Source organism: Pseudooceanicola lipolyticus, from assembly GCF_002786325.1.
Lineage (GTDB): Bacteria > Pseudomonadota > Alphaproteobacteria > Rhodobacterales > Rhodobacteraceae > Pseudooceanicola_C > Pseudooceanicola_C lipolyticus.
The window spans coordinates 70,688-91,781 of record NZ_PGTB01000003.1; the positions used below are offsets into that span (position 1 = coordinate 70,688).

The 21,094-nt window shown below is 61.5% G+C and carries 20 protein-coding genes; 9 read left to right on the forward strand and 11 right to left on the reverse strand.

Features of this window, described 5'->3' with window-relative positions:
* Positions 1 to 26: 26 nt before the first annotated feature.
* From virB10 to CVM52_RS02705, 9 genes are all read left to right on the forward strand, one after another.
* Positions 27 to 1,148 carry a type IV secretion system protein VirB10 gene (gene virB10 / locus CVM52_RS27595; RefSeq protein WP_240620841.1) on the forward strand — a complete coding sequence of 374 codons (1,122 nt, stop codon included), beginning with the start codon at positions 27 to 29 and terminating at the stop codon, positions 1,146 to 1,148.
* Positions 1,148 to 2,182, forward strand: coding sequence for a P-type DNA transfer ATPase VirB11 (gene virB11 / locus CVM52_RS02670; RefSeq protein ID WP_100161054.1), 1,035 nt, complete (start codon positions 1,148 to 1,150; stop codon positions 2,180 to 2,182). The genes virB10 and virB11 overlap by 1 nt, the downstream gene beginning before the upstream one ends.
* Positions 2,179 to 4,305, forward strand: coding sequence for a type IV secretory system conjugative DNA transfer family protein (locus CVM52_RS02675; protein WP_100161055.1), 2,127 nt, complete (start codon positions 2,179 to 2,181; stop codon positions 4,303 to 4,305). The genes virB11 and CVM52_RS02675 overlap by 4 nt, the downstream gene beginning before the upstream one ends.
* Positions 4,298 to 5,845, forward strand: coding sequence for an LPD7 domain-containing protein (locus CVM52_RS02680; protein WP_100161056.1), 1,548 nt, complete (start codon positions 4,298 to 4,300; stop codon positions 5,843 to 5,845). The genes CVM52_RS02675 and CVM52_RS02680 overlap by 8 nt, the downstream gene beginning before the upstream one ends.
* Positions 5,846 to 5,957: 112 nt before the next feature.
* Complete coding sequence (locus tag CVM52_RS02685; protein WP_100161057.1) at positions 5,958 to 6,311, forward strand: hypothetical protein; 354 nt, start codon at positions 5,958 to 5,960, stop codon at positions 6,309 to 6,311.
* Positions 6,312 to 6,491: 180 nt separating this feature from the next.
* Positions 6,492 to 8,246: a copper resistance system multicopper oxidase gene (locus tag CVM52_RS02690; protein WP_100161058.1), complete on the forward strand. Its 1,755-nt coding sequence runs from the start codon at positions 6,492 to 6,494 to the stop codon at positions 8,244 to 8,246.
* Positions 8,247 to 8,275: 29 nt separating this feature from the next.
* Entirely contained in the window at positions 8,276 to 8,992 is a 717-nt protein-coding gene (locus tag CVM52_RS02695; RefSeq protein WP_240620842.1) for a copper resistance protein B, read from the forward strand.
* A gap of 82 nt (positions 8,993 to 9,074) precedes the next feature.
* Positions 9,075 to 9,437, forward strand: coding sequence for a copper resistance CopC family protein (locus CVM52_RS02700; RefSeq protein ID WP_100161059.1), 363 nt, complete (start codon positions 9,075 to 9,077; stop codon positions 9,435 to 9,437).
* Between the two features lie 2 nt (positions 9,438 to 9,439).
* Entirely contained in the window at positions 9,440 to 10,318 is an 879-nt protein-coding gene (locus CVM52_RS02705) for a CopD family protein (protein ID WP_100161060.1), read from the forward strand.
* A gap of 47 nt (positions 10,319 to 10,365) precedes the next feature.
* Here CVM52_RS02705 and CVM52_RS02710 read toward each other — a convergent pair whose 3' ends face one another.
* From CVM52_RS02710 to CVM52_RS27600, 11 genes are all read right to left on the reverse strand, one after another.
* Positions 10,366 to 11,127 (reverse strand): glutaredoxin family protein, encoded by a 762-nt coding sequence (locus CVM52_RS02710; RefSeq protein WP_205964852.1) that lies wholly within the window; start codon positions 11,125 to 11,127, stop codon positions 10,366 to 10,368.
* A gap of 11 nt (positions 11,128 to 11,138) precedes the next feature.
* A complete protein-coding gene (locus CVM52_RS02715; protein ID WP_205964853.1) occupies positions 11,139 to 11,963 on the reverse strand; it encodes a DUF6692 family protein in 825 nt (274 codons plus the stop codon).
* A 77-nt stretch (positions 11,964 to 12,040) separates the two neighbouring features.
* Positions 12,041 to 12,445 carry a c-type cytochrome gene (locus CVM52_RS02720; protein ID WP_133119770.1) on the reverse strand — a complete coding sequence of 135 codons (405 nt, stop codon included), beginning with the start codon at positions 12,443 to 12,445 and terminating at the stop codon, positions 12,041 to 12,043.
* Positions 12,442 to 13,821 (reverse strand): multicopper oxidase family protein, encoded by a 1,380-nt coding sequence (locus CVM52_RS02725; RefSeq protein WP_100161061.1) that lies wholly within the window; start codon positions 13,819 to 13,821, stop codon positions 12,442 to 12,444. Before CVM52_RS02725 ends, CVM52_RS02720 begins: the two co-directional genes overlap by 4 nt.
* Position 13,822: 1 nt before the next feature.
* The gene (locus tag CVM52_RS02730) at positions 13,823 to 14,263 is read right to left on the reverse strand and encodes a c-type cytochrome (RefSeq protein WP_100161098.1); all 441 of its coding nucleotides are present in this window, start codon (positions 14,261 to 14,263) and stop codon (positions 13,823 to 13,825) included.
* Positions 14,264 to 14,821: 558 nt separating this feature from the next.
* Positions 14,822 to 16,150: an APC family permease gene (locus CVM52_RS02740; protein ID WP_007803526.1), complete on the reverse strand. Its 1,329-nt coding sequence runs from the start codon at positions 16,148 to 16,150 to the stop codon at positions 14,822 to 14,824.
* Positions 16,151 to 16,287: 137 nt separating this feature from the next.
* Positions 16,288 to 16,674: a DUF302 domain-containing protein gene (locus CVM52_RS02745; RefSeq protein ID WP_100161063.1), complete on the reverse strand. Its 387-nt coding sequence runs from the start codon at positions 16,672 to 16,674 to the stop codon at positions 16,288 to 16,290.
* A 115-nt stretch (positions 16,675 to 16,789) separates the two neighbouring features.
* Positions 16,790 to 17,476: a methyltransferase family protein gene (locus CVM52_RS02750; RefSeq protein ID WP_100161064.1), complete on the reverse strand. Its 687-nt coding sequence runs from the start codon at positions 17,474 to 17,476 to the stop codon at positions 16,790 to 16,792.
* The gene (locus tag CVM52_RS02755) at positions 17,473 to 17,730 is read right to left on the reverse strand and encodes a DUF2933 domain-containing protein (RefSeq protein WP_007803536.1); all 258 of its coding nucleotides are present in this window, start codon (positions 17,728 to 17,730) and stop codon (positions 17,473 to 17,475) included. Before CVM52_RS02755 ends, CVM52_RS02750 begins: the two co-directional genes overlap by 4 nt.
* Positions 17,731 to 17,747: 17 nt before the next feature.
* Positions 17,748 to 20,090 (reverse strand): copper-transporting P-type ATPase, encoded by a 2,343-nt coding sequence (locus tag CVM52_RS02760; protein ID WP_370741353.1) that lies wholly within the window; start codon positions 20,088 to 20,090, stop codon positions 17,748 to 17,750.
* A gap of 313 nt (positions 20,091 to 20,403) precedes the next feature.
* Positions 20,404 to 21,039: an EF-hand domain-containing protein gene (locus CVM52_RS27600; RefSeq protein ID WP_240620843.1), complete on the reverse strand. Its 636-nt coding sequence runs from the start codon at positions 21,037 to 21,039 to the stop codon at positions 20,404 to 20,406.
* Positions 21,040 to 21,094 lie beyond the last annotated feature (55 nt).

Sequence of the window (21,094 nt, forward strand, 5' to 3'; positions counted from 1 at the left end):
CACCGCAGGATGGCACACACGAACCCATGGACAACGGCATCGAGGGCGAGCGCGGCATCTCCTCGATCACCAGCGCGAAATCCGCCGGGCTCAACGAGAAGAACAAGAAATTTCTCGTCGCGGCTGGCCTGGTCTTTCTTGGCACGATGGCCTTCCTCCAATGGCCCTCCGACGAAGAGCCTGCGCCGCCCGAGGAAACCGAGCGCCAGCAGACCACGATCCGGCCTGGGCAGAATTTCGAGCCTGCGGAATTGCCCCAAGAACAGGAGCAGCAAGCCCAGCCGGAAAAAGCTGAACCCGAACCAGACGCGCCGGTCGGCCCGATCGAGCGCGTGCGCCGGGAAGAACAACTGGCCCCGTCCGAGCCGAGCGAGGCCGAACAGCTTTACGAGTCCTCGAAGCGCGCGCCCGTCATGGCCTATCAGGGAAACCTGACAGGGCTCGCCGGATCGGCTGCCCAAGCGGGCACCGATGCCGGGGCCAATCTCTTTGGCGGCTCGACCGAAGGCGCGGGCGGCAAGCTGACCGGCCTCGCGGCCGAGCTTGTCACCAGCGACCGGCAATCGGAAAAGGCCACCGTTCTCGCCCATCCGAACCTGACCGTGACACAGGGCACGACGATCCCCTGTTCGCTCGACACGGCGATGGATTCCACGGCCCCCGGCATGGTCCGCTGCACCGTGACCGACGATGTCTATTCGACCACCGGCGCGGTGATCCTGCTGGATCGCGGCACCCGTATCGTAGGCGAGTACAAGGGCGGGATGCAGCGGGGCCGCAAGCGCCTCTTCGTCATCTGGACCCGAGCCGAAACACCGAACGGCGTGATCGTGAACCTCGGCTCGCCCGGTGCCGATGCCCTTGGTCGTACCGGCTTCGATGGCGATATCGACACCCAGTTCTGGACCCGCTTCGGCGGCACGATGATGCTGTCGATCATCGACGATGCCCTGATCGTCGCCACCACCTCCGGCGATGGCGATGATGACTCCAATGAAAATTCCCGCGCGGCGGCGCGCAGCCTCGCCCAGACGGAGTTGGAAAGCACCATCGACGTGCCCGTGATCCTGCGAAAGAACCAGGGCGAGGAGGTCTCGGTCATGGTGGCCCGCGATCTCGACTTCTCCGACGTCTATCGGCTGAAATGATGAGTACGCCCGTCCTGCCGCAAGACAGGCCCGTGCCCCCGGCGCTGGCCTCTCACATGGCCCCGCTGTCGCCCTTCCTAGACCGCCATGACGTTCTGGAAATCTGCATCAACCGCCCCGGCGAGGTCTTCGTCGAATATGCCCAAGGGACATGGGAGCGGGTCGAACTGCCCGACCTGACCTACGCCTTCCTGACCGGCCTCGTCGCGACCGTGGGGACCTTCTCCCGACAGAAGGTCAACGAGACGACGCCACTCCTCTCCGGTTCCCTGCCGCAGGGCGAGCGCATCCAGATCGTGCTGCCGCCTGCCGTCCCGGCGGGCACTGTCAGCATTACCGTCCGCAAACCGGCGCAGCGGACCTTCACGCTCGATGAGCTTCTGGGTCAGGGCATGTTCGAGAGCGTCACCAACGCCCCTTCTGCCTTGTCTGGCGAGGATGAAGCCCTGCTTGACCATCACCGCAACGGCGACTGGAAGACCTTCCTGAACGCCGCCGTGCTGGCAAAGAAGAACATCCTGGTCTCGGGTTCCACCGGCTCGGGCAAGACGACCTTCTCGAAGGCGCTGATCCCGCTGATCCCGAACGATGAGCGGCTGATCACCATCGAGGACACCGTCGAGCTGGAGCTTCCGCAGCCCAACGTGGTACGGATGATCTATTCCAAGGGAGGTCAGGGCGAGGCCAAGGTCACGGCCCGCGATCTGCTGGAAAGCGCGCTCCGGATGCGGCCCGACCGCATCTTCCTGCAGGAGCTGCGCGACGCCTCCGCCTTCTACTACCTGCGCAACGTCAATACCGGGCATGGCGGGTCGATCACCACAATACACGCCGACTCCGCCGCGCTGGCCTTCGAGCAGCTGGCCCTTCTGGTGAAGGAAAGCGAAGCCGGGCGCGACCTCAAGCGCGAAGAGATCAAGGACATGCTCACCCAGATGGTCGACGTAGTGGTGCAGATCAAAAAGACCGCCGCCGGGCGCAGGGTAACCGAGGTCTATTTCGATCCCCACAGAAAGCTGGGGGGTGCCACATGATCGTCCAGAACTGGCATCGCCTTGGCACACCCGCGCGGGCTGCCGCCATCTCGGCCGCGGTCGTGTTCGCCGTGGCCGGGGGGCTCATCACCGCCGCCTATGTCATGCAGTGGGGGCTGAAGGTTCCGCTCCACCTGCCCCGCGACCTGTTGCTCTGGCCGCAGGCTGCGCTGGCCGGATACACCGATCCCGAGACGGTCAAATGGATCAAGCTCTCCGGCTATGCCGGGCTGCTGCCGACCATCGTCATCGCTGCCGCCATCCTTAAGGCGCAGCCGAAGCCGGACGTGCATGGCCGCGCCGAGTTCGCACGCGCCCGCGACATCCGGCAGGCGGGCATGAGATCGAAGGCAGGCCTCATCGCGGGCTTCACCGGCTCTCTGCCCTCCCGTCACTATGGCAAGCGGATCGACAAATGGGGCCGCGCAGTCGAGCAAGGCGGCGCGGTCAAGATCCAGAAGGCAGGGCATCTGACGCACAAGAACCTGCTGGTGTATGGCGGCGACGAACACGTCCTGCTCTATGCCCCGACCCGCTCCGGCAAGGGCGTCGGCGTGGTGATCCCGAACCTCCTCAACTGGCCGGACTCTGCCGTGGTCCTGGACATCAAGAAGGAAAACTGGACCCTGACCGCAGGCTTCCGCAAGGCAGGCGGCCAAGAGGTGTTCCTGTTCGATCCCCTAGACCCGGACGGTCGTACGCATCGCTGGAACCCGCTTTCGACGGTTCGGCGCGGCACCGATTACCAGATCGAGGATCTTCAGCGGCTGGCCGATCTGTTCATTCCGGTGGCCTCGAAAGACCCGTTCTTCGACCGGGCGGCACAGACGGCCTTTGTCGGCGTCGGCGGCTATCTGGCCGAAACGCCGGAACGGCCCTTCACCTTGGGGGAAATCTATCGCCAGCTCACCCTGACCCCGGACTTCGTCCAGACCTTCCGGAAGCGGATCGAAGTCAGGAAGGCCTCCGGGCGTCCGCTGTCGCTTCAGACCGTCTCGACCCTCAACGACTTCCTCTCAAAAAGCGAAAACACCTTCGAGAGCGTGAAATCCACCATCACCGCCAATCTTGGCGTCTTCGCCAACCCGATGCTCGACCGCGCGACCGCCGCCTCGGATTTCGCCTTCGCCGATCTGCGCCGCAAACGGATGACGATCTATGTCGGCATTACCCCCAACAACCTCGGTCGCCTCGGGCCGCTGATGAACCTCATCTTCCAGTCCTGCGTCGATGCGAACATGCAGGAGCTGCCCGAGCACAATCCGGCGCTGAAACACAAAATCCTGCTCTGCATGGACGAGTTCGCCTCGGTCGGGGAGCTTCCGGCCTTCAAGCGCGGCATCGGCTATTTTGCAGGTTACGGCATGAAGGTCCTGACCATCGTCCAGACCCCGGCCCAGCTGGCCGACATCTACGGCCAGGACGGCGCCGATGCCTACATGGACAACTCCGGCGTCAGCATCGTCTTCACCCCGAAGGGGGTGAAAGAGGCGCGCAACCTGTCGGAACGGCTCGGCACGCATGGCGTAGAGGCCCGCAGCGAGTCCAAGTCCAAATACCTCGCCAACCGCAAGGGCACGACCGTCAGCCACAGCGAGCAGAAACGCTCCCTCATGCTGCCGCAGGAGCTGCTGCAAATGGACCAGAGCGAGGCCCTGGTTTTCGTCGCCGGACACCCACCGATCCGGGCGAAGAAGATCAGGTTCTATGCCGAAGCGGCGCTTCTCGAACGCTCCAAGGTGCCGCCGCCCGTGGTTCCCAAGATCGACCGCAACGCCTTGGCTGAAGCTGTGGCTTCCCTGAGAGACGAGAACGCGATGCTGCGCGAGAGCGTCTCCACCCTGCAGACCAACTTCGACAAGCTGGCCGGTCTGAAAGCCTTCCAAGCCGCGAACGTCGCCAATGGCGAACCTGCCGAAGTGCCGATGACCGACGAAGAGATCGCCAACCCCGACGGCATCTCCTTCGACCGGCTGGCACTGAGCGGGCAGAAGGCACAGGCGAAAATCAAGGAGCTGAACAAGGCCGGACAGGTCGGAACACGCAAGGGCGCGGCGGACATCCTCGCCGCCCTCGGCTGTGACGTCGCCCCCGCCAAAGCCGAAAGGAAACGGAATGCCTGAGACGGACAAGAGCACGAGCTTCACGCTCTCCTATGCGCATATCGACAAGGAAGAGCGCTTCACCTCGGCCGCCGCCGCAGGGCGTGCCTTCGCGGATGCCGATGCCAGCCAGCACCCGCGCGTGATCGAGGCCACGGATAAAGGCGCGCGCACCGTCGCCCACACGGTCACCATCGGGAGGGACATCCAGAAGTCCGTGCCCACGCTCGACAGCGTCCGCAAGGATCTCACCGACCTCAACCGCGATGGCGCGGCCCCTTCCCGCATGACGCAGACCAACATGGACTTCTGGACCGGCTATCATGATCAGATCGCGGAGAAGGCCAGCCCGGAAAAGCAACCCAAAGACCACGGCTCGATCACGCCAAACGAGAGACCAAAGGCCAAACCGGATCAGGATCGCTTTGACCTGCCCGTCAGCTACCACGACAGGTTTCTCGTCACGAAGGCGAAGGGGCAGCAGGACCTCTACCGTTCCTATGATGACGCCCGGCCTGCGATCATCGACAAGGGCGACCAGCTCAGCACCCGCAATGCGGATCGCGGGACAGCAATGGACATGATCGAGCTTGCCTCGCATCGCGGCTGGCAAGGCCTGAAGGCGAAAGGGCCGGAGGAGTTTCGGCGCGAGATGTGGGTTGAAGGCACTGCCCAGGGCCTGAAGGTTCAGGGCTATCGTCCCACCGAAAAGGACCAGGAAGAAGCCAACCGCCGGTCCCAGATGATCGGAGAACGCGCCATCGAGCGGACAGACCGCGCGCCCATTTCCGCCAATGGCAAAACGCCCGACCGCGAAGACCAGCATGCCGCGCCACGCCAAAGCTACTCTGACGGCATCTCCGGCAAGATCACCGACATCGGCACCACTCCCTATCGCAACCGCGAAGGGGCGGACCCCGTGCCCTTCGTCGCCCTGACCAACACGGCAGGCAAGGAAGAGCATATCTGGAGCGTCACCCTTCCTGCTGCGCTCGAAAAACATGACCTGAAAGTCGGCGACCGCGCGACCTTCTTCTCTCCCGGCGTCGAGCCCGTGACCTACAAGACCAGGGATCAGAAGACGGGAGAGGAAGTCGAACGCCAGGGACACCGCCGCCTCTGGGACGCCAAAGACATCGAGCGTGAAACACCGCCGCAACGGGCGTCACAGGGAAAATCTGCGGCAAAGGCAACCACTGAGGAAACACCTATGGCCGACAAGCAGCGCGAGCAGGACACCAAATCCGATCGGCTAGAAGACCGCATCAAGCGCTACGAACCGGGGGATCATGCCGCCAAAGGTCCGGCCAGCGTTCTGGCCCAAATGGACGCGCGGCTCCGGGCTGAAGGGGTTTCGGAAAAGGACCGTGAGACTGCCCGCGACTATGCTGCCAAGCTGCTATCTCAAGGCATGAAGGCCGGAAGGCATATCCCCGTCCAGAGGCTCGCCAACGTCACCAAGGAGCAAGAGGCCCAAGTACACGGAGCGACCACCAAAGAGGCGAGAGTTGTTCCTGAGCGCAAGATATTGGATCAAACCAAGGGTAGCCGCTCTAGATAGAGCGAAGTATCGACTTCACATAGTCGTCAGCTTCCAGCAACTGGAGGGCTTCTTCCTACTTGACGGCCGACCGCCGGGAAGTGTTTATCGTCGATGGACGAAAGGAAACTGTGTGCTCGGTAGGGTCTTCATCATTCTTGTTGCATTGCAGCTCGTTGTGACGAGTGCATTTGCGCATGTGATGCCGATGGCCGAACATTGTGCAGAGCCTGCGGCTCAGCACGTGCATGGTGACGAAATATCCGTTCTTCAGGATCAGGTGGTCGACACTGCATTCGAGACTGAGCAGCAGCCCAAGCCAATGGGACTGCTTCATTGTGCCAGCGTTGCTTGCACAGATCAGTCTGGAAATACGTCTGCTGTCGACCTGCACAAAGATTTCCGGATCGCGGACCTGAATCCAGCCGAACCGAGCATGCCTCTGCAGTCCGTTCTTCGTTCCTTCCTTCGGCCTCCTCTGGCCTGAGCGCGCCTGTCCGGCGTTGATTGCGGCGTGCCCGAGCGGCTATGTCTGGCAATCCGATCATTTGCGGCCTTCTTCAGGTTCTAACCTCTGGCCCACCTGATCCTTCTCCCTCCCTTCGCTGCTCGGCAGTGATCTCCTCTTTGCGAGGCCATCTTTTTGGTCCGCGCTCACGGAAAACACATGAAACACACGAACTTCCTGCGGCCTCTCGCCGTAGTGCTGGGGCTTGCCCTCGGCCTGCCCGCGCAGGCTGGCACCTATGACATCACTGTCGACAAGGTCCGGATTGACACCGGAACCTTCAAGAAGAACGGCATCGGCTACAACAACAGCCAGACCCCGACCATCCTGCACTTCCAGGAAGGCGAAGACGTCGTCATCCGCGTGAAGAACAATCTGCGCGAAAGCACGTCCATCCACTGGCATGGCCTGATCCTGCCGTTCCAGCAGGACGGCGTGCCGGGCATCAGCTTTAACGGCATCAAGCCCGGCGAAACCTTCACCTACCGCTTTCCGATCGAACAGGCCGGCACCTACTGGTTCCACAGCCATTCGGGTTTCCAGGAGCCCGACGGCGCCTACGGCGCCATCGTGATCGCCCCGAAAGGCGGCGAGGCCGTGCCGACGGACCGCGACTACGTGGTGCAATTTACCGATAAGCATCCGCATAGTGGATCGCGCATCTTCCGAAACCTGAAATCTTCGGCAGACTACTACAACCGTTCGCAGCGTACGGCGCAGGATCTCATCAAAGACGCAGGTGCGGAGGGTCTGAAAGCCGCCCTTCAGGATCGGAAGATGTGGGGCGCCATGCGTATGATGCCCACGGATATCGAGGATGTTCAGGGCTTCACGCCGCTGATCAACGGGGCCAGCACCCAGCAGAACTGGACCGGCATCTTCAAGCCCGGCGAAAAGGTGCGCCTGCGCCTGATCAACTCCTCGGCGACGACCTATTTCGACGTGCGCGTGCCCGGCCTGAAAATGACGGTGGTGCAGGCCGACGGCAATGACGTGAAGCCGGTCGTGGTGGACGAGCTGCGCATCGCCGTGGCTGAAACCTATGACGTGATCGTCCAGCCGCGCGAGGCCAAGGCCTATTCGATCATCGGCGAAAGTGCGGGCCGCACCGCGATGGTGCGGGGCACCCTGGCACCGTCCGCAGGCATGGTCGGACCCTACTACAAGATGCGGCCACAGCCTCTGCTCACGATGGCAGACATGGGGGGCATGATGTCCGGGATGGATCATTCGGGAATGGACATGGGCGGCATGGACATGTCCGGGATGGACCACTCAGGCATGGACATGAGCGGGTTCGACATGTCCGGGATGGATCACTCCGGCCATGACATGAGCGGCTTCGACATGTCGGGCATGGACCATTCCGGGATGGATATGGGCGGCATGGACATGTCCGCTGGCATGCCCGTCGTTCCTTCTGAAGGCGCACCGGGCGCTGCCTTCTATGCACCGGGCAGCGGGCTGATCCCGACGGCGGCCAATGGCGGCAAGTTCCTTGGCTACGAAGACCTCACGGCGCGCAAGCCGCTCTACCGCGATCGCCCCGCCACCCGCGAGATCGAGATCCGCCTCACTGGCAACATGGAACGCTACATCTGGTCGATCGACGGCGTGAAATACGAGGACGCCGATCCGATCCGCCTGAAGTATGGCGAGCGTGTCCGCTTCAAGTTCGTCAACGAAACCATGATGGCGCATCCGATGCACCTGCACGGGATGTGGTCGATCATCGACACCGGCAAAGGGGCATACGACCCAGTGAAGCACACGGTCAGCGTCGCACCCGGAACGACGCTCTACACCGAGACCGAAGTCGATGCCCCCGGCCAGTGGGCCTTCCATTGCCACCTCTCCTATCACATGGCCGGCGGCATGTTCCGCAAGGTCATCGTCGAAGGCGGCCCGTCCTGATGGGCGCGTATTCCAAGGAAACCAATCACATGAAAAAACGACTGCTTGGAATGGCCCTCGGGCTTCCGCTCGGGCTGGCTTTCACAACTTCTGCGGTGGCAGAGCCGGGAATGTCACCGACCGTCTGGGGCGTGCGGACCGACAAGCTCGAATACCGGATGGGCAATGAGGAGAACTCCTTTGCCTGGGAGTTCGAGGCCTGGACGGGCAATGACGAGCTGCGGCTCGTCTGGAAGAGCGAAGGCGCGAAGATCGAAGGTGGCGATTTCGAAGAGATGGACAACCAGATCCGCCTCCAGAAGCCGATCACCGATTTCTTCGATGGCTTCATCGGGGTCGCCGCCTCCACGCCGGACGGCGCGCCCGAGCGCTACTATGGCGCTTTCGGCGTCACTGGCCTCGCGCCGCAATGGTTCGAAGTCGAAGCGGCGCTCTACGTTTCCGAATACCCCTACCTCGGGGCGGAGGTGGAGTATGAGGCTCTGCTGACCAACCGGCTGATCCTGACGCCGTCTCTCGAAGTCAGCCTGCCGCTGGCGGATGATCCCGCGCGCGAAATCGCGGCGGGCGGCGGCTCTGTCGAGCTGGGACTGCGACTGAGCTACGACCTGATCGGCCGCAGCGTGTCGCCCTATGTCGGCGTGAACTACGAACGCGCCTTCGGCGGCACAGCCGACATTCTGCGCGATCATGGCCATGAAGTCGACGAGCTGACCGGCGTCGTCGGCATCAACTTCATGTTCTGATTTTTCTGCGCCCTCTCGGCTCCTCCGAAGCCGCGGAGAGGGCGCAGCCTTTTCAACCTGAACCAACCAAGGGAGCACCCCAATGAAACTTCGTACTATCCTGACGTCCGCCGCACTGTCGGTCGGTATGGCCCTGAGCGCAGGCGCTGCATTGGCCCACGGCAAGGGCATGATGACCATGCCGGGCAACGGCCAGACGGTCGGCGCGGACACCAAGGTCATGCACCTGATGTTCACCGATCCCATGCAGATCACCACCGTCACGATGGCCGCACCTGACGGTAAGACCTACAAGATCAACGGTCCTGCCGCGAACCAAGCCGTGAAGACCTGGGAAGGCCAGCTGCCCAAGCTCGCTCCGGGCACCTACAAGATCGACTGGCGCGGTATGTCGCCGGACGGCCACCCGATGAATGGCAGCTTCGCGTTCAAGGTCGCGAACTGATCATGGGCGGAGTTCTTGCCGCACTGGAACCGGTGCAGATCGCCTCGATCCTCGTCAAGGCGGGGATGTATGTCAGTGTCCTGCTTGCGGCGGGCTCCGTGATCAACCTCTGGCTCCTGACGGAGCTGGATGCCGCTGCAAGCCGTCGCCTCAGGCGGCTTGCAGCATGGTCAGCCGTCGTTGGCATTGTGTTCAGCGCGCTGAACATTCCGCTGCGGGCGGCTTTCTTCTACGGGGGCTTCGGCGGCGCGCTTGATCCGATGATGCTTCAGGTCGCGCTCTTCAGCCCGCTCAGCCTGTCGGTGGAGGCCGACATTCTCGGCCTTCTGGCCATCGCGACCATCGCGCTCAATCGCGGTTGGACACGACCTGTGGCGGTCCTTGGCGTCATTCTTGTTGCCATCAGTTTCGCGCTGCGTGGTCACGCGACCGGAGATCCGAGGCTGGCGCTTTCGACGCTTTTCGTCATCCACATCCTGGCCGCGAGCTTCTGGATCGGGGGCTTCTATCCGCTCCATGACATGGCTGGCCGCGGCAACGAGGCAGCCGTGCGCACTGTCGAACGGTTCGGTCAGGCAGCGCTTGTCATGGTCGGGCTGCTTGTCGTGGCGGGCGTCGTGATCCTGGTGATCCTGGCGGGCGATCCGATCGCGGTCCTGACCCAACCGTGGGGGCAGTTCCTGACGCTGAAACTGGCAGTCGTGGCCCTGCTTCTCGGCCTCGCTGGGCTGAACAAGCTTCGGCTGACCCCGGCCCTGGCCGAGACCGGAAACCCCGGCCCGCTGAGGGCGTCAATCCGGTGGGAGGTCGCGGCCTTCCTCGTGATCCTACTGGTCACTGCCACCTTCACATCCACGGTCGCGCCGGAGCACGTTGGCTAAGCCAGAAAGACACCGGGGGCGTTGCGACGACGCCCCCGTTTCTCATCTCAGCCCCCGAGGGCGCGCAGGCCCATCCAGAGGCCCATCACGATCATCATCAGGTTCTCGGTCAGGGAAATGAAGCCGAGCGGCACGTTGGAGTTCCCGCCGACGCAGGCACATTTCAACTCTCGCTTGTCGATGTAGACGGCCTTGAATACGCTGACCGCTCCGACGGTCCCGATGAACAGCGCAACGGGCGCGGAAATCCATGTCAGGACGCCCGCAGTCATCAGGATGCCAGCCAGCGCCTCGCCGTAGGGATAGACCTTGCCGTAGGGCACCCAACGTTTCGCCAGCAGGTCGTAGTTCAGGAACATGGTCGAGAACTGCTCGACGTCCTGAAGCTTCTGGATCGCAAGCACGGTCATGGACAGCGAGATGAACCACTGGAAGCTCTGCCAGGTCAGGATGGTCCCGTACTGATGCCACGCCAGCCCGAGCGCCAGCAGGGCACAGACTGCAAAGATAGCGATGACAGGTCGATACGTCGTGTCGCTCTGGTCTTCCTTGGGCGGATCGATCCCGAGGAAAATGCGCAGGTCGTCATGACCTCCGATCCGTTCCCCGTCGATGAAGGTCTGCGGCGTGGTCTTGACGTCATGCTCGCGCTTGAAGGCCTCGGTCTCGTCCTTGGTCTTCAGGTGGTGATCTTCGACGGTGTAGCCCTTGCGCTCCAGCAAATCTTTAGATTTTAGACCAAAGGGGCATGTGTGCTCAGGCATGACCATGCGGTAGAGAACGGCGGTTTTCGTGGTATCTTTTGGCATGATCATCTTCCTCAATTCGTGCAGGCGTACTGACCGCGGAAACCGGCTTCGTAGTCAGGACCCGCGCTGATGACGAAGTCCTGGAGGCCATCATCTTCCGTGTCGCGCACCTGTATCGTGATCGGGTCAGCCGTGAAGCTTTCTCCCGCACCATCGAGGCGGACAAGATCCCCGCTGATCTTGACCAGGGCAGTGTCGTTGCCGGACGCGAACACCGGCGGGCTCGTTTCAGTGTAGGTGAAGCTGCACGCGACCCCATCCGGGAAGACCTGGGCGATATCTGCCTGCGTCAGGAACTCCGGATCGACCTTGGAAACGACCTCGCTGGACAGGGCGTCTTGAGCGGATTTCAGTTCGGCAGCCGGTTCCTCCCCGGCGGGGGTCGCCTCTCCATTCGCCGATATATCCGCGATCAGATAACGCATCTCCGCGATTTCCTTATCCTGGGCGTAGATGATGTCATCGGCCAAGGTGCGCACTCTGGGATCGGTGAGTTCTGCACGGGACGACGTCATGATGGCGATTGAATGGTGTGGGATCATCGCCCGCATGTAGGCGCGGTCCTGCACAGTTACCTGACTGCGCACCAGCCAGAGCGCCCCTGCGAAAACGATGATGGAGCCAGCAAAGATCGCAATATTGAGCGTGCGGTTCTTGTACATGCCGAGCATGAAGGCCAGCATGACGAAGGCCATGACCGCCCCCATGACGATGGCCATATAGGCGCGTGTTTCTGACCAAAAGATATGGCTGACCAGATACGTGTTCAGGTACATCAACCCGAACATCAGGACCGTAGACACGGCAATCATCAGGAAAAAGCGGGAATAGGCCATCGTCACCTCCGAGTTCGTTTAGGGGAATAACAACCTTCCAGTGGGTGGATGTTCCCTAAAAGTTGACTTTTTTCGGCCTATTCCTGCTGAGTTCTTTCACGTTGATAGGCGCGTTCGCGCTCGGGCCAGGTGGATTTAATGTAGTCGAGGATCGCTCGGATCTCCGCATCGGTCAGCGCGTCGCCAAAGCCGGGCATGTCACTTGCATAGCCCCCGCCGACCACCGCGGCAGTCCCGTCCCGCGTGATGCGGAACAGGATCTCGTCGCCATGATGCCAGGTGTGGCCCGTTGCATCATGGGGTGGCGCGGGAAGGCGGCCGTCGGGGCCGGGGCTGTGCCAGTCCGGCTGCCCCTGAAGTTCTGCCCCATGGCAGGATGCGCAGTTCTCCTGATACAGAGCTGCGCCATCCATGCCTTCCTCTGCCGCAACGGCCTGCGCCCAGCTTGCAAGAATTGCTGCAAGTGCGATCAGGCCCTTCATGTGACCATGATCCAGTTCGTCATGCCCGACGCTGCGTGCCCCAGCATGTGGCAATGCAGCAGCCACTTTCCCGGATTGTCGGCAACGAAGGCAATCTCCGTCGTCTCGTCGGGCATGACCAGAACCGTATCACGCAAAGGGCCAAGGCTGCCGTCCGCCTTGCGCACCCGGAAATGCATCCCGTGCATGTGCATCGCGTGCGGGAAGATCGTGTCATTGGTCATGCGGATGCGGGCCGTTTCTCCGCGCGACAGGGTGGTAAAAGGTGTCTCCCCCAGCCCAGCCTGTCCAGCAAGGGCCCAGAACTGTCCTTTCTGAACCAGCTCCTGCCAGCCCAGCCTTTGCCCGTTAAAGGTTGCGCTCTCCACGCCGCGCATCGCACCGCCCTGTAGCGGCATCTCAAGGACAGACGCGGAGTCGATGCCTGTGACCTCCATCCCCGGATTGCGCGGCAAGGGCTGAGGCGCACCGCGCGGCACTGACGCGGCACGTCCTTCGACAGAAACTTCAGCCAGTACGCGCCAAGTATCATCCGCTGAGGCAAAGAGAAGTCCTGCGGTTTCCCCTTCCTCGGCGGTGACATCGACAATCAGATCCATGCGCTGTGCCGGCGCAAGCACAAGCGTATCCGTCACCGGTTCTGGCGTATCGAGAGGCATACCGTCTAGAGCCACCGTCCAGCCGGTCAGCCCTTCCAGTTTCAGACCGAAGATCTGGGCATTGGCCGAGTTGATCAGCCGCAGCCTCAGCCGCTCGTTCTGCCGGGCTGGAAGCCTGTAATCATAGCGCCCGTTCACGCCCACGAGGTTGCCGATCTGGCCTCCGTGGCTGCGCGTCATCGGCGCTGCGAAATCATCGACAAACAGGCCCGTGTCGGGGTCCAGCAACCAATCGTCGATCATCAGGACTTCGTCCCGATCCACATCAGGCGGCGTCGCCTCTTCGATGATCAGGGCTCCGGAAAGCCCCCGCGCGACCTGTTCCATCGAATTGGTATGGGCGTGATACCAGTAGGTTCCCGCATCGGGCAGATCGAAGGCATAGTGGAAACTCTCGCCGGGCGGCACCGCGTTCTGGGTCAAACCCGCGACACCATCCATGGCGTTGTCGATACGGATGCCATGCCAATGAACCGAGGTCGGAACCTCCAGCGTGTTCACAAGTCGCCGCTGCAACCGGCTGCCCTGAGCAGCGCGGATGACCGGGCCAGGGATCGTCCCGTCGTAGCTCCAGACCGGCGTCGCCGGATAGCCATCCGGGGCAAGCTGCACAGTAGCTGCCCTGGCGGTCAAGAGGGGCATGTCCTGAGCCTGTACAGGGCGTGCCAGCGGCGCCAAGGTCAGACCTGCGCAGAACGCACGTCGCGTCATTTTCATTTCAGTTGATCCCGTTTGCGCGCTGTACTTCGCGGATGTAGGCGATGATCGACGTCACATCCGCACGGGTCACCCCGGGCTGCGGCGGCATGTCTCCGAATTTCCAATGGTGCGCGCGTACGCCATTCGCAGCCGCCATCTGGAAGGCCATGTCGCCATGATGCGACGGTTCGTAGATCTTGTGAATCAATGGCGGAGCGAACCCCATTTTCCCGGCGGCATTGTCACCATGGCAATCAGCGCAGACCGCATCGAAAGCCCGCTTCCCCATCGTCCCCTCGGGCGACAGCGTATCGGGAAGAGTGACGGCAACCATGGGCGCGCCCTCCGCTGGCGCCATGGTTTCCTGCACGGGGGCGGTTTGCTCGGAGGAGCGAGTGACTGCATAAGCACCAAGCGCCACGACAAGAATCGCGGCCCCGGCGAGGGTGAATTTGTTCATGATAGTATCCTGACCCTGCACGGCTTTGCGGGCCGCGCGCTCTGATGATGGGTCGATCGGAAACGACCCAGGTTCAACTGGAGCTGGCTCAGGCGCGAGGAGGCGGGAGGTCAAGGGACAGACTGATCGTCGTGCCACTTCGTGGCTCCGGCCACGCATGACGGAGGCGTGGCGGGTTGGCGCTATGGAGAGGCTGACTGGTATCGACAAGGGCCCAGCCTGCGCAGGTCGCCATGTCAGAACAAGGCGCGTCGACCTGGTGCCGGTGCGCCGGGGCCTGCTGATTTGCATCGATGATCGCCTCTGGGCAGGCCGCGCATTCATGCATCGCGGGCCCAGCCGCAGACATTTGCGGGAAGGCAGCCAGCATCACGAGGCTGGTCAGGACGATGATGGCGAGCAGGCGCATGGGGACCTTTCGTCGTCAGCCAGCAAGATGGGATCTCGCGACACAATGGTCACTACTGTCCCCCGTACACTGCGTTTTCCAGGCGTGTACACCTATCCCGCAGACTGCGGTCTGCCGACTATAACCTTGTTTCAGGACTACGTTATTCATCATTCATCGCGGTTGCCATACTGCGGAGCGAGCCAATTCGATAGATAGCTCCTCTCGAAGAAGAAGACAGTGAAGATCCCCGCGCCGGCGAGGATGACGATCATGGGATCGCTCTGCAACTTCATTGCCGTAAATGCAGTTAGCACGATGGCGTCGAAGCACAATGCCGCTATCAAAATCGGACTCCGGGCTCCGATGTCTTCCCGGCGGAAACGCCATACGCCCCAATGGACCACCATGTCCATGACCAGATAGAAGAACGCACCGAGTGATGCGATCCGGCCTAGGTCAAAGAACACTGCCAGCCCTGAGGCAACCACCACCGTATAGACAAGGGTGTGGCGCTGGATCGGGCCCGTCATGCCGAAATGGCTGTGCGGGATCATCTTCATGTCAGTCAGCATGGCCAGCATTCGCGACACCGCGAAAACACTGGCTAGGACGGCCGAAGCAGTGGCCACGACCGCGAGCAAGACGGTCAGGAGGAACCCCGCCTCGCCAAGGGCGGGCTTAGCGGCCTCGGCCAGAGAATAATCCCGAGCGTCAACGATTTGGTCGATGGTCAGGCTCGAACCGACGCCGAAGGCCACTAGGAGGTACACCACGACACACAGCGCGATCGAGATGGCGATTGCCCGGCCGACGTTACGATGGGGGTCGGTGATCTCAGCGCCGCTATTGGTGATTGTCGTGAAGCCTTTGAAGGCCAAGATGGCGAGTGCGACGGAGGCCATGAACCCAGTGGCGCCATGGGCACTGATGTCTTCCGTGCCCGCAGCGAAGTCAAACCCGCTTGACCAAAGAGCTGCAAACCCGAAAATGGCAATACCGCCGATCTTGATCGCAGCCATCACCAGAGAAAAAAGACCAATCGAACGGTTTCCCGCGATATTCACCAGGAATGCGAATAGGATCACGCCTACCGCCAAGATCGGCACCAGTGGTCCACCGTCAATGTTGAAAGGACGCAGAAGGTAGGCAGCGAAGGTCCGGGCGACTAGGCTTTCGGCGATGACCATGCTCAATGCCATCAACAGAGCAGCACCAGCGGCCACTGCTCCGGGGCCGTAGCACTTCTGCAGGATCATCGCGATGCCCCCTGCCGAGGGCCAGGCATTCGACATCTTTACATAGCTGTAGGCACTGAAACCGGTAACAATTGCGCCGACGATGAAGGCGATTGGGAACAGGGTCCCTGCCAACTCGGCAATCTGGCCAGTCAGGGCAAAGATGCCAGCACCGATCATGACCCCAGTACCCATCGCAACCGCGCCGCCGAGTGTGATCGAGCCAGCCTTGTAGTCGCCGCCCCCATGGTTGTGTTTCATGATGACACCTCCGTTATCGGGGAGCGCTTCAGCGCCTTGTCGCCGAGGTGGGATGTTGCAATCAACGCGGCGAGGGAAATCGCGGCGTTAGTGAAGAAATCGTTCATGTTTTCGCCCATTTCTGGCTATTGAAATCGTCAGATAGCAGCAACCACGCCAGCCAGCCTGTCACGAACCTTGCCCGCTACGGCGGAGAGTTCGGTGTTTTCGATGGCCTGCATCGATGCCTGCGGATCGACGGCCGAGACTTCGACGCCGCCGGGTATTTTGCGCAGGATCACATTGCAGGGCAGCATCGCACCCACCTTGGGTTCCAGCCCGATTGCCTGCCGAGCCATCCCGGGGTTGCAGGCACCAAGGATCAGGTAGCCATCCATGTCCTTGTCGAGCTTCTTCTTCATTGCCGCCTTCACGTCTATCTCTGTCAGGACGCCAAAGCCCGCGTTGGCCAGCGCCTGCCGTGTGCGAGCTTCAACCTCGTCTAGGTTGGCGCCCTCGAAGAAACGGTCGATTGAATAACTCATCTGACTTCATTCGGCTATTTGCGCAGGTACTTCACAAGTGCCGCGATTGCGAGCACAACCAGGATCAAGATCAGGATCATCCAGATCCCGCCAATTCCCATTCCGAATCCGCCCATCATGTTTCACCTTCCTTTGAGCCCCGAACTCGCGAGCTTGATCTACTGGGGGGAGCAATTTTTTGGGGAATGAATGCAGGGACGCTTGCAGCATAGCGCTCCCAAGCTTCGCCGAAACTGGCGCGACTGTCGGCTTCCTCGCTCCTCGCCAGGCGCACATACATCCACACCAAAACCGGAAACATCGCGAGCGTCAGCAGAGTCGGCCACTGCACGAGAAATCCAGCCATGATGAGAATGAATGCTGCGTACTGCGGATGGCGAATCCTTGCATAGGGTCCTGTCGAGGCCAGGCGTCCTTGCCGCTGCGCCGTCCAGAGATGATGCCAAGCCACAGAGAGCAGCCAGAAGCCGGCACCGACCAGGAAAAAACTTAGGAGGTGAAATGGTCCAAAGTGTGGATTGGTGCGCCAGCCCATGATCATCTCTGGCAAATGCCCGCTGTCGTGAGCGAACCAGTCGATACCGGGCCAGTGCGATTGCAGCCACCCGGAAAGCACAAAGATCGTCAGCGGGAAGCCGTACATCTCAGCGAAGAGCGCGACAATGAACGCACTGAATGCACCGAAGCTTCGCCAGTCCCGCGCAGTTTGCGGTTTGAAGAAGCTAAGGGCGAAGATGATAAACACCGCCGAGTTGACGAAGACGAGGAACCAAAGACCATAAGAGGCGCCGGTATCTGTCATGATTTGTCATCTCCGTGGCCGTGGCCTCCGTGCCCCCCATGCATAAAGAAGTGCATGCCCACGCAAACGAGTAGCGGCAACCAGAGGAGCCAATCGCTCGCGAGTATGTGGACCCGATGTTCGTACCCCAGAAGCACCCCGGCAATCCCCAGGGCAACGATGAGATAGACTCCGCCTCGCGAACGCCAGAAGGAAGGAGGTCTCGCCTCCTCATTGCTTTTCTTCTCGTCGATGTGCTTGGTATGTAGTGCCATTTCCGCACCTCTCTCGTTCAGATACTTGTCTTGCGAAGTCGCAAGGAATTGAGCACCACCGAGATCGACGATGCGCTCATGGCGAAGGCGGCAAACATCGGACTGATCAGGATGCCGAATAGCGGGAAAAGCACACCGGCAGCGATCGGCACGCCGGCGGCGTTGTAGATCAGCGCAAAGAAGAGATTCTGACGGATATTGCGCATGGTTGCGCGGGCGAGACGGCGAGCCCGGACGATGCCGTCTAGGTTGCCCTTGACCAGCGTGATCCCCGCGCTCTCGATGGCGACATCCGCTCCGGTTCCCATCGCGATCCCGACATCGGCCTGAGCCAACGCGGGGGCGTCGTTGACGCCGTCTCCTGCCATCGCGACACTCCTACCCTCGGACTGCAACTCCCTGATGATCCGCGCTTTGTCTTCGGGCAGCACGTCCGCCCGGATTTCGTCGATGCCGAGCCTTGAGGCGACGGCTTTTGCCGTGCGCTCATTGTCGCCAGTCGCCATGATGATGCGAAAGCCAAGGTCGTGAAGCGCCTTCAGTGCCTCTGACGTCGTCTCCTTCACCGGGTCGGCAACACTGACCATACCCGCCACCCTGCCTTCTACGACCACGAACATGACCGTTTCGCCTTCGTCACGTCGTGCGTTCGCCTTATCGGCCAGCTCGCCAGCGTCGAGACCGAGATCCTGGATCAGCTTGAGGTTCCCGAGCGCGATGCGTTTTCCGTCGACCGTTCCCATAACCCCCTTGCCGGTGACGGCTTCGAAATCCCCGGCGTCGCCAAGTTTCATACCCCGCTCTTGCGCGCCCTCCACGATGGCCTCGGCGAGCGGGTGCTCAGAGCCCTTTTCAAGCGTGGCCGCCAACCGTAGCACCTCGGCTTCGTCATGGCCTGCTTCCGGCAAGATGCCGACCAGCCGCGGTTTGCCCATGGTCAAAGTGCCGGTCTTGTCGACGATCAGTGTATCAATCTTCTCGAACCGCTCCAGAGCCTCGGCATTCTTGATCAGCACCCCTGCCTGAGCGCCGCGCCCAGTGGCCGTCATGATCGACATCGGCGTCGCAAGACCAAGCGCACAGGGGCAGGCGATTATCAGGACTGCGACCGCTGCGATCAGGGCATAGGAGAGTGCTGGAGCTGGCCCCCAGATGGCCCAGCCGATGAACGAAAGGACCGCAATGCCGATGACTGCGGGCACGAAGTAGCCGGAAACCTGGTCGGCATACTTCTGAATCGGGGCCCGAGAACGCTGAGCATTGGCCACCATCTCGACAATCTGGCTCAGCATCGTGTCGCCCCCTACGCGCCGTGCTTCGATGATCAGCGATCCGGTCCCGTTAATCGTAGCGCCGGTGACCGGCTCACCTTCAACCTTTTCGACCGGGACAGGCTCGCCAGTGATCATGCTTTCATCGACTGCGGATCGGCCATCGAGCACAACGCCATCAACGGGAATCTTGTCGCCCGGTCGGACCCTCAGCCGGTCGCCGACCTGGACATCCTCAAGCGGGATTTCTTCCTCCCTGCCGTCCTCTCGAATGATCCGTGCGGTCTTGGCGGCGAGATCGAGCAGCGCTCTGATTGCCTTGCCGGTCCCCTCACGAGCGCGAAGCTCCATGAGTTGGCCCAAAAGAACCAGCGTGACGATGACTGCCGCCGCTTCGAAGTAGACCCCGACATGGCCCTCCGCACTACGGAACCCGTCCGGGAAGATATCAGGCAGGAGAACCGCAACGATGCTGAAGAGCCAGGCGGCCATGACGCCCATGGCGACCAGCGAGAACATGTTCAGCTTCATCGTACGGAAGGACGTCCAGCCACGCTGCAGGAATGGCCAGCCGCACCACCAGACCACCGGTGTGCCGAAGAACAGTTCGATCCAGAGCGTGGCTCGCTCGCCAAACACCTCGCGCACGCCCGGGGCCCCCAAATAGGGGCCCATGGTGAAGACCAGCAAAGGGACTGTCAGCCCGGCTCCGATCCAGAAGCGCCGGGTAAAGTCGATAAGTTCGGGATTCGGCTCATCGGCAGTCATTGTAGCCGATTCAAGCTCCAGCCCCATGCCGCAAATTGGACAAGAGCCAGAGTGAGTCTGGCGCACCTCAGCATGCATGGGACACGTATAGACCGGACCGTGATACCCGGCTGGCACCGTATCGTAGGAACCACCCGAGGCAGCCAATCCGACATACGTTTTGCGCCCTATGTGATCAGGGCCTGCCGTAGACGCATGGTGATGACCACTGTGCGACTTGTGGCTGTGGCTGGCGTGCGCCGTCGCCTGACCTTCAGGCACCAGATGCATCCCGCATTTGGGGCAGTCACCCGGTTGGTTTTGCCGGACTTCGGGGTGCATTGGGCAAGTCCAGAATTCGTCTGCGGTCTGGTTCTGATTGTGATTGTGATTGTGACTTTGGCTGTGGGGCATGTGGAAGACTATACCTCGTGAGGGTGATAGGTGATGCTATTGGGCACCTGCAGTTCGCGAATAATCGGTAGTCTGATCGGGATCCTGGTGGCCCGAAAGACGATATTTCTGGCGGACTAGAGGGCTAAGGATGGCGCTGTCGGCCTCAACAAAGGTGAGCGGCGACATTGCCACGTTCTCTTTCCCGGTTTGCTGTCCTGTGCGGTGCGAACCTCGCCCCGCACAGGGCCCAGAGGCGCTTTCAGTTGCCCGAGGATCCGGAGCCATCCATCATCCCCATGGGCCCGTCCATCGTATTTCCGGTACCGCTCATCGGACCGCCAGAGCCGTTCATCTCCATCCGAAGTGCGGGACGACCCATCTCGGCTTCGGAGATCTTCGCATCGCCGTCAGCGTCAAGATACTGAAAGCGGCGGACCATGACCTCCCGGGTCATCGCCAGGTAGAGGGCTTCAAATTCAGCGAGTGACAACGTGCCATCGCCGTCCTTGTCGAACTCCTCCAGCCGGGCGAGCATAGTCTTGCGCCCCGTCTCCGGGGTCATGGCTCCCATCATGTCCGGACCCATCATCATGCGCATCATTGCGCCGTCCATCATCTCCATCTCGCCGGGGCCGACGCCCATCATGGCACCATCCATCGCGCCCATGCCGCCTGGGCCAGAACCCATCATTGCACCACCCATCATCTGAGCGTGCATGCGCAGCATCATCGGCATCATCTCCTGCATCATGTTCGCCTTACCTGCGGCCGCGGGATCTTGTTCCATGCCGATCGGGCCGGCAAAACCATGGCCGTGATCGCTATCCGCGACGGCGAGTCCCGCGCCGGCCATGGTCAGAACCAGCGCAGTGGCGATCGTGTTGTACAGTTTCATTTTGTTCTTCCTTGAATCCCAAAGGGGGGGGGAAGCGGCTGAAAATGCGCATCGC

Excerpts from the sequence above, each read along its gene's own strand:
- virB10 (WP_240620841.1), top strand. The coding sequence starts at position 27 with ATGGACAACGGCATCGAGGGCGAGCGCGGCATCTCCTCGATCACCAGC.
- virB11 (WP_100161054.1), top strand. The coding sequence starts at position 1,148 with ATGAGTACGCCCGTCCTGCCGCAAGACAGGCCCGTGCCCCCGGCGCTG.
- CVM52_RS02675 (WP_100161055.1), top strand. The coding sequence starts at position 2,179 with ATGATCGTCCAGAACTGGCATCGCCTTGGCACACCCGCGCGGGCTGCC.
- CVM52_RS02680 (WP_100161056.1), top strand. The coding sequence starts at position 4,298 with ATGCCTGAGACGGACAAGAGCACGAGCTTCACGCTCTCCTATGCGCAT.
- CVM52_RS02690 (WP_100161058.1), top strand. The coding sequence starts at position 6,492 with ATGAAACACACGAACTTCCTGCGGCCTCTCGCCGTAGTGCTGGGGCTT.
- CVM52_RS02695 (WP_240620842.1), top strand. The coding sequence starts at position 8,276 with ATGAAAAAACGACTGCTTGGAATGGCCCTCGGGCTTCCGCTCGGGCTG.
- CVM52_RS02700 (WP_100161059.1), top strand. The coding sequence starts at position 9,075 with ATGAAACTTCGTACTATCCTGACGTCCGCCGCACTGTCGGTCGGTATG.
- CVM52_RS02705 (WP_100161060.1), top strand. The coding sequence starts at position 9,440 with ATGGGCGGAGTTCTTGCCGCACTGGAACCGGTGCAGATCGCCTCGATC.
- CVM52_RS02710 (WP_205964852.1), bottom strand. The coding sequence starts at position 11,127 with ATGCCAAAAGATACCACGAAAACCGCCGTTCTCTACCGCATGGTCATG.
- CVM52_RS02715 (WP_205964853.1), bottom strand. The coding sequence starts at position 11,963 with ATGGCCTATTCCCGCTTTTTCCTGATGATTGCCGTGTCTACGGTCCTG.
- CVM52_RS02720 (WP_133119770.1), bottom strand. The coding sequence starts at position 12,445 with ATGAAGGGCCTGATCGCACTTGCAGCAATTCTTGCAAGCTGGGCGCAG.
- CVM52_RS02725 (WP_100161061.1), bottom strand. The coding sequence starts at position 13,821 with ATGAAAATGACGCGACGTGCGTTCTGCGCAGGTCTGACCTTGGCGCCG.
- CVM52_RS02730 (WP_100161098.1), bottom strand. The coding sequence starts at position 14,263 with ATGAACAAATTCACCCTCGCCGGGGCCGCGATTCTTGTCGTGGCGCTT.
- CVM52_RS02740 (WP_007803526.1), bottom strand. The coding sequence starts at position 16,150 with ATGAAACACAACCATGGGGGCGGCGACTACAAGGCTGGCTCGATCACA.
- CVM52_RS02745 (WP_100161063.1), bottom strand. The coding sequence starts at position 16,674 with ATGAGTTATTCAATCGACCGTTTCTTCGAGGGCGCCAACCTAGACGAG.
- CVM52_RS02750 (WP_100161064.1), bottom strand. The coding sequence starts at position 17,476 with ATGACAGATACCGGCGCCTCTTATGGTCTTTGGTTCCTCGTCTTCGTC.
- CVM52_RS02755 (WP_007803536.1), bottom strand. The coding sequence starts at position 17,730 with ATGGCACTACATACCAAGCACATCGACGAGAAGAAAAGCAATGAGGAG.
- CVM52_RS02760 (WP_370741353.1), bottom strand. The coding sequence starts at position 20,090 with ATGCACCCCGAAGTCCGGCAAAACCAACCGGGTGACTGCCCCAAATGC.
- CVM52_RS27600 (WP_240620843.1), bottom strand. The coding sequence starts at position 21,039 with ATGAAACTGTACAACACGATCGCCACTGCGCTGGTTCTGACCATGGCC.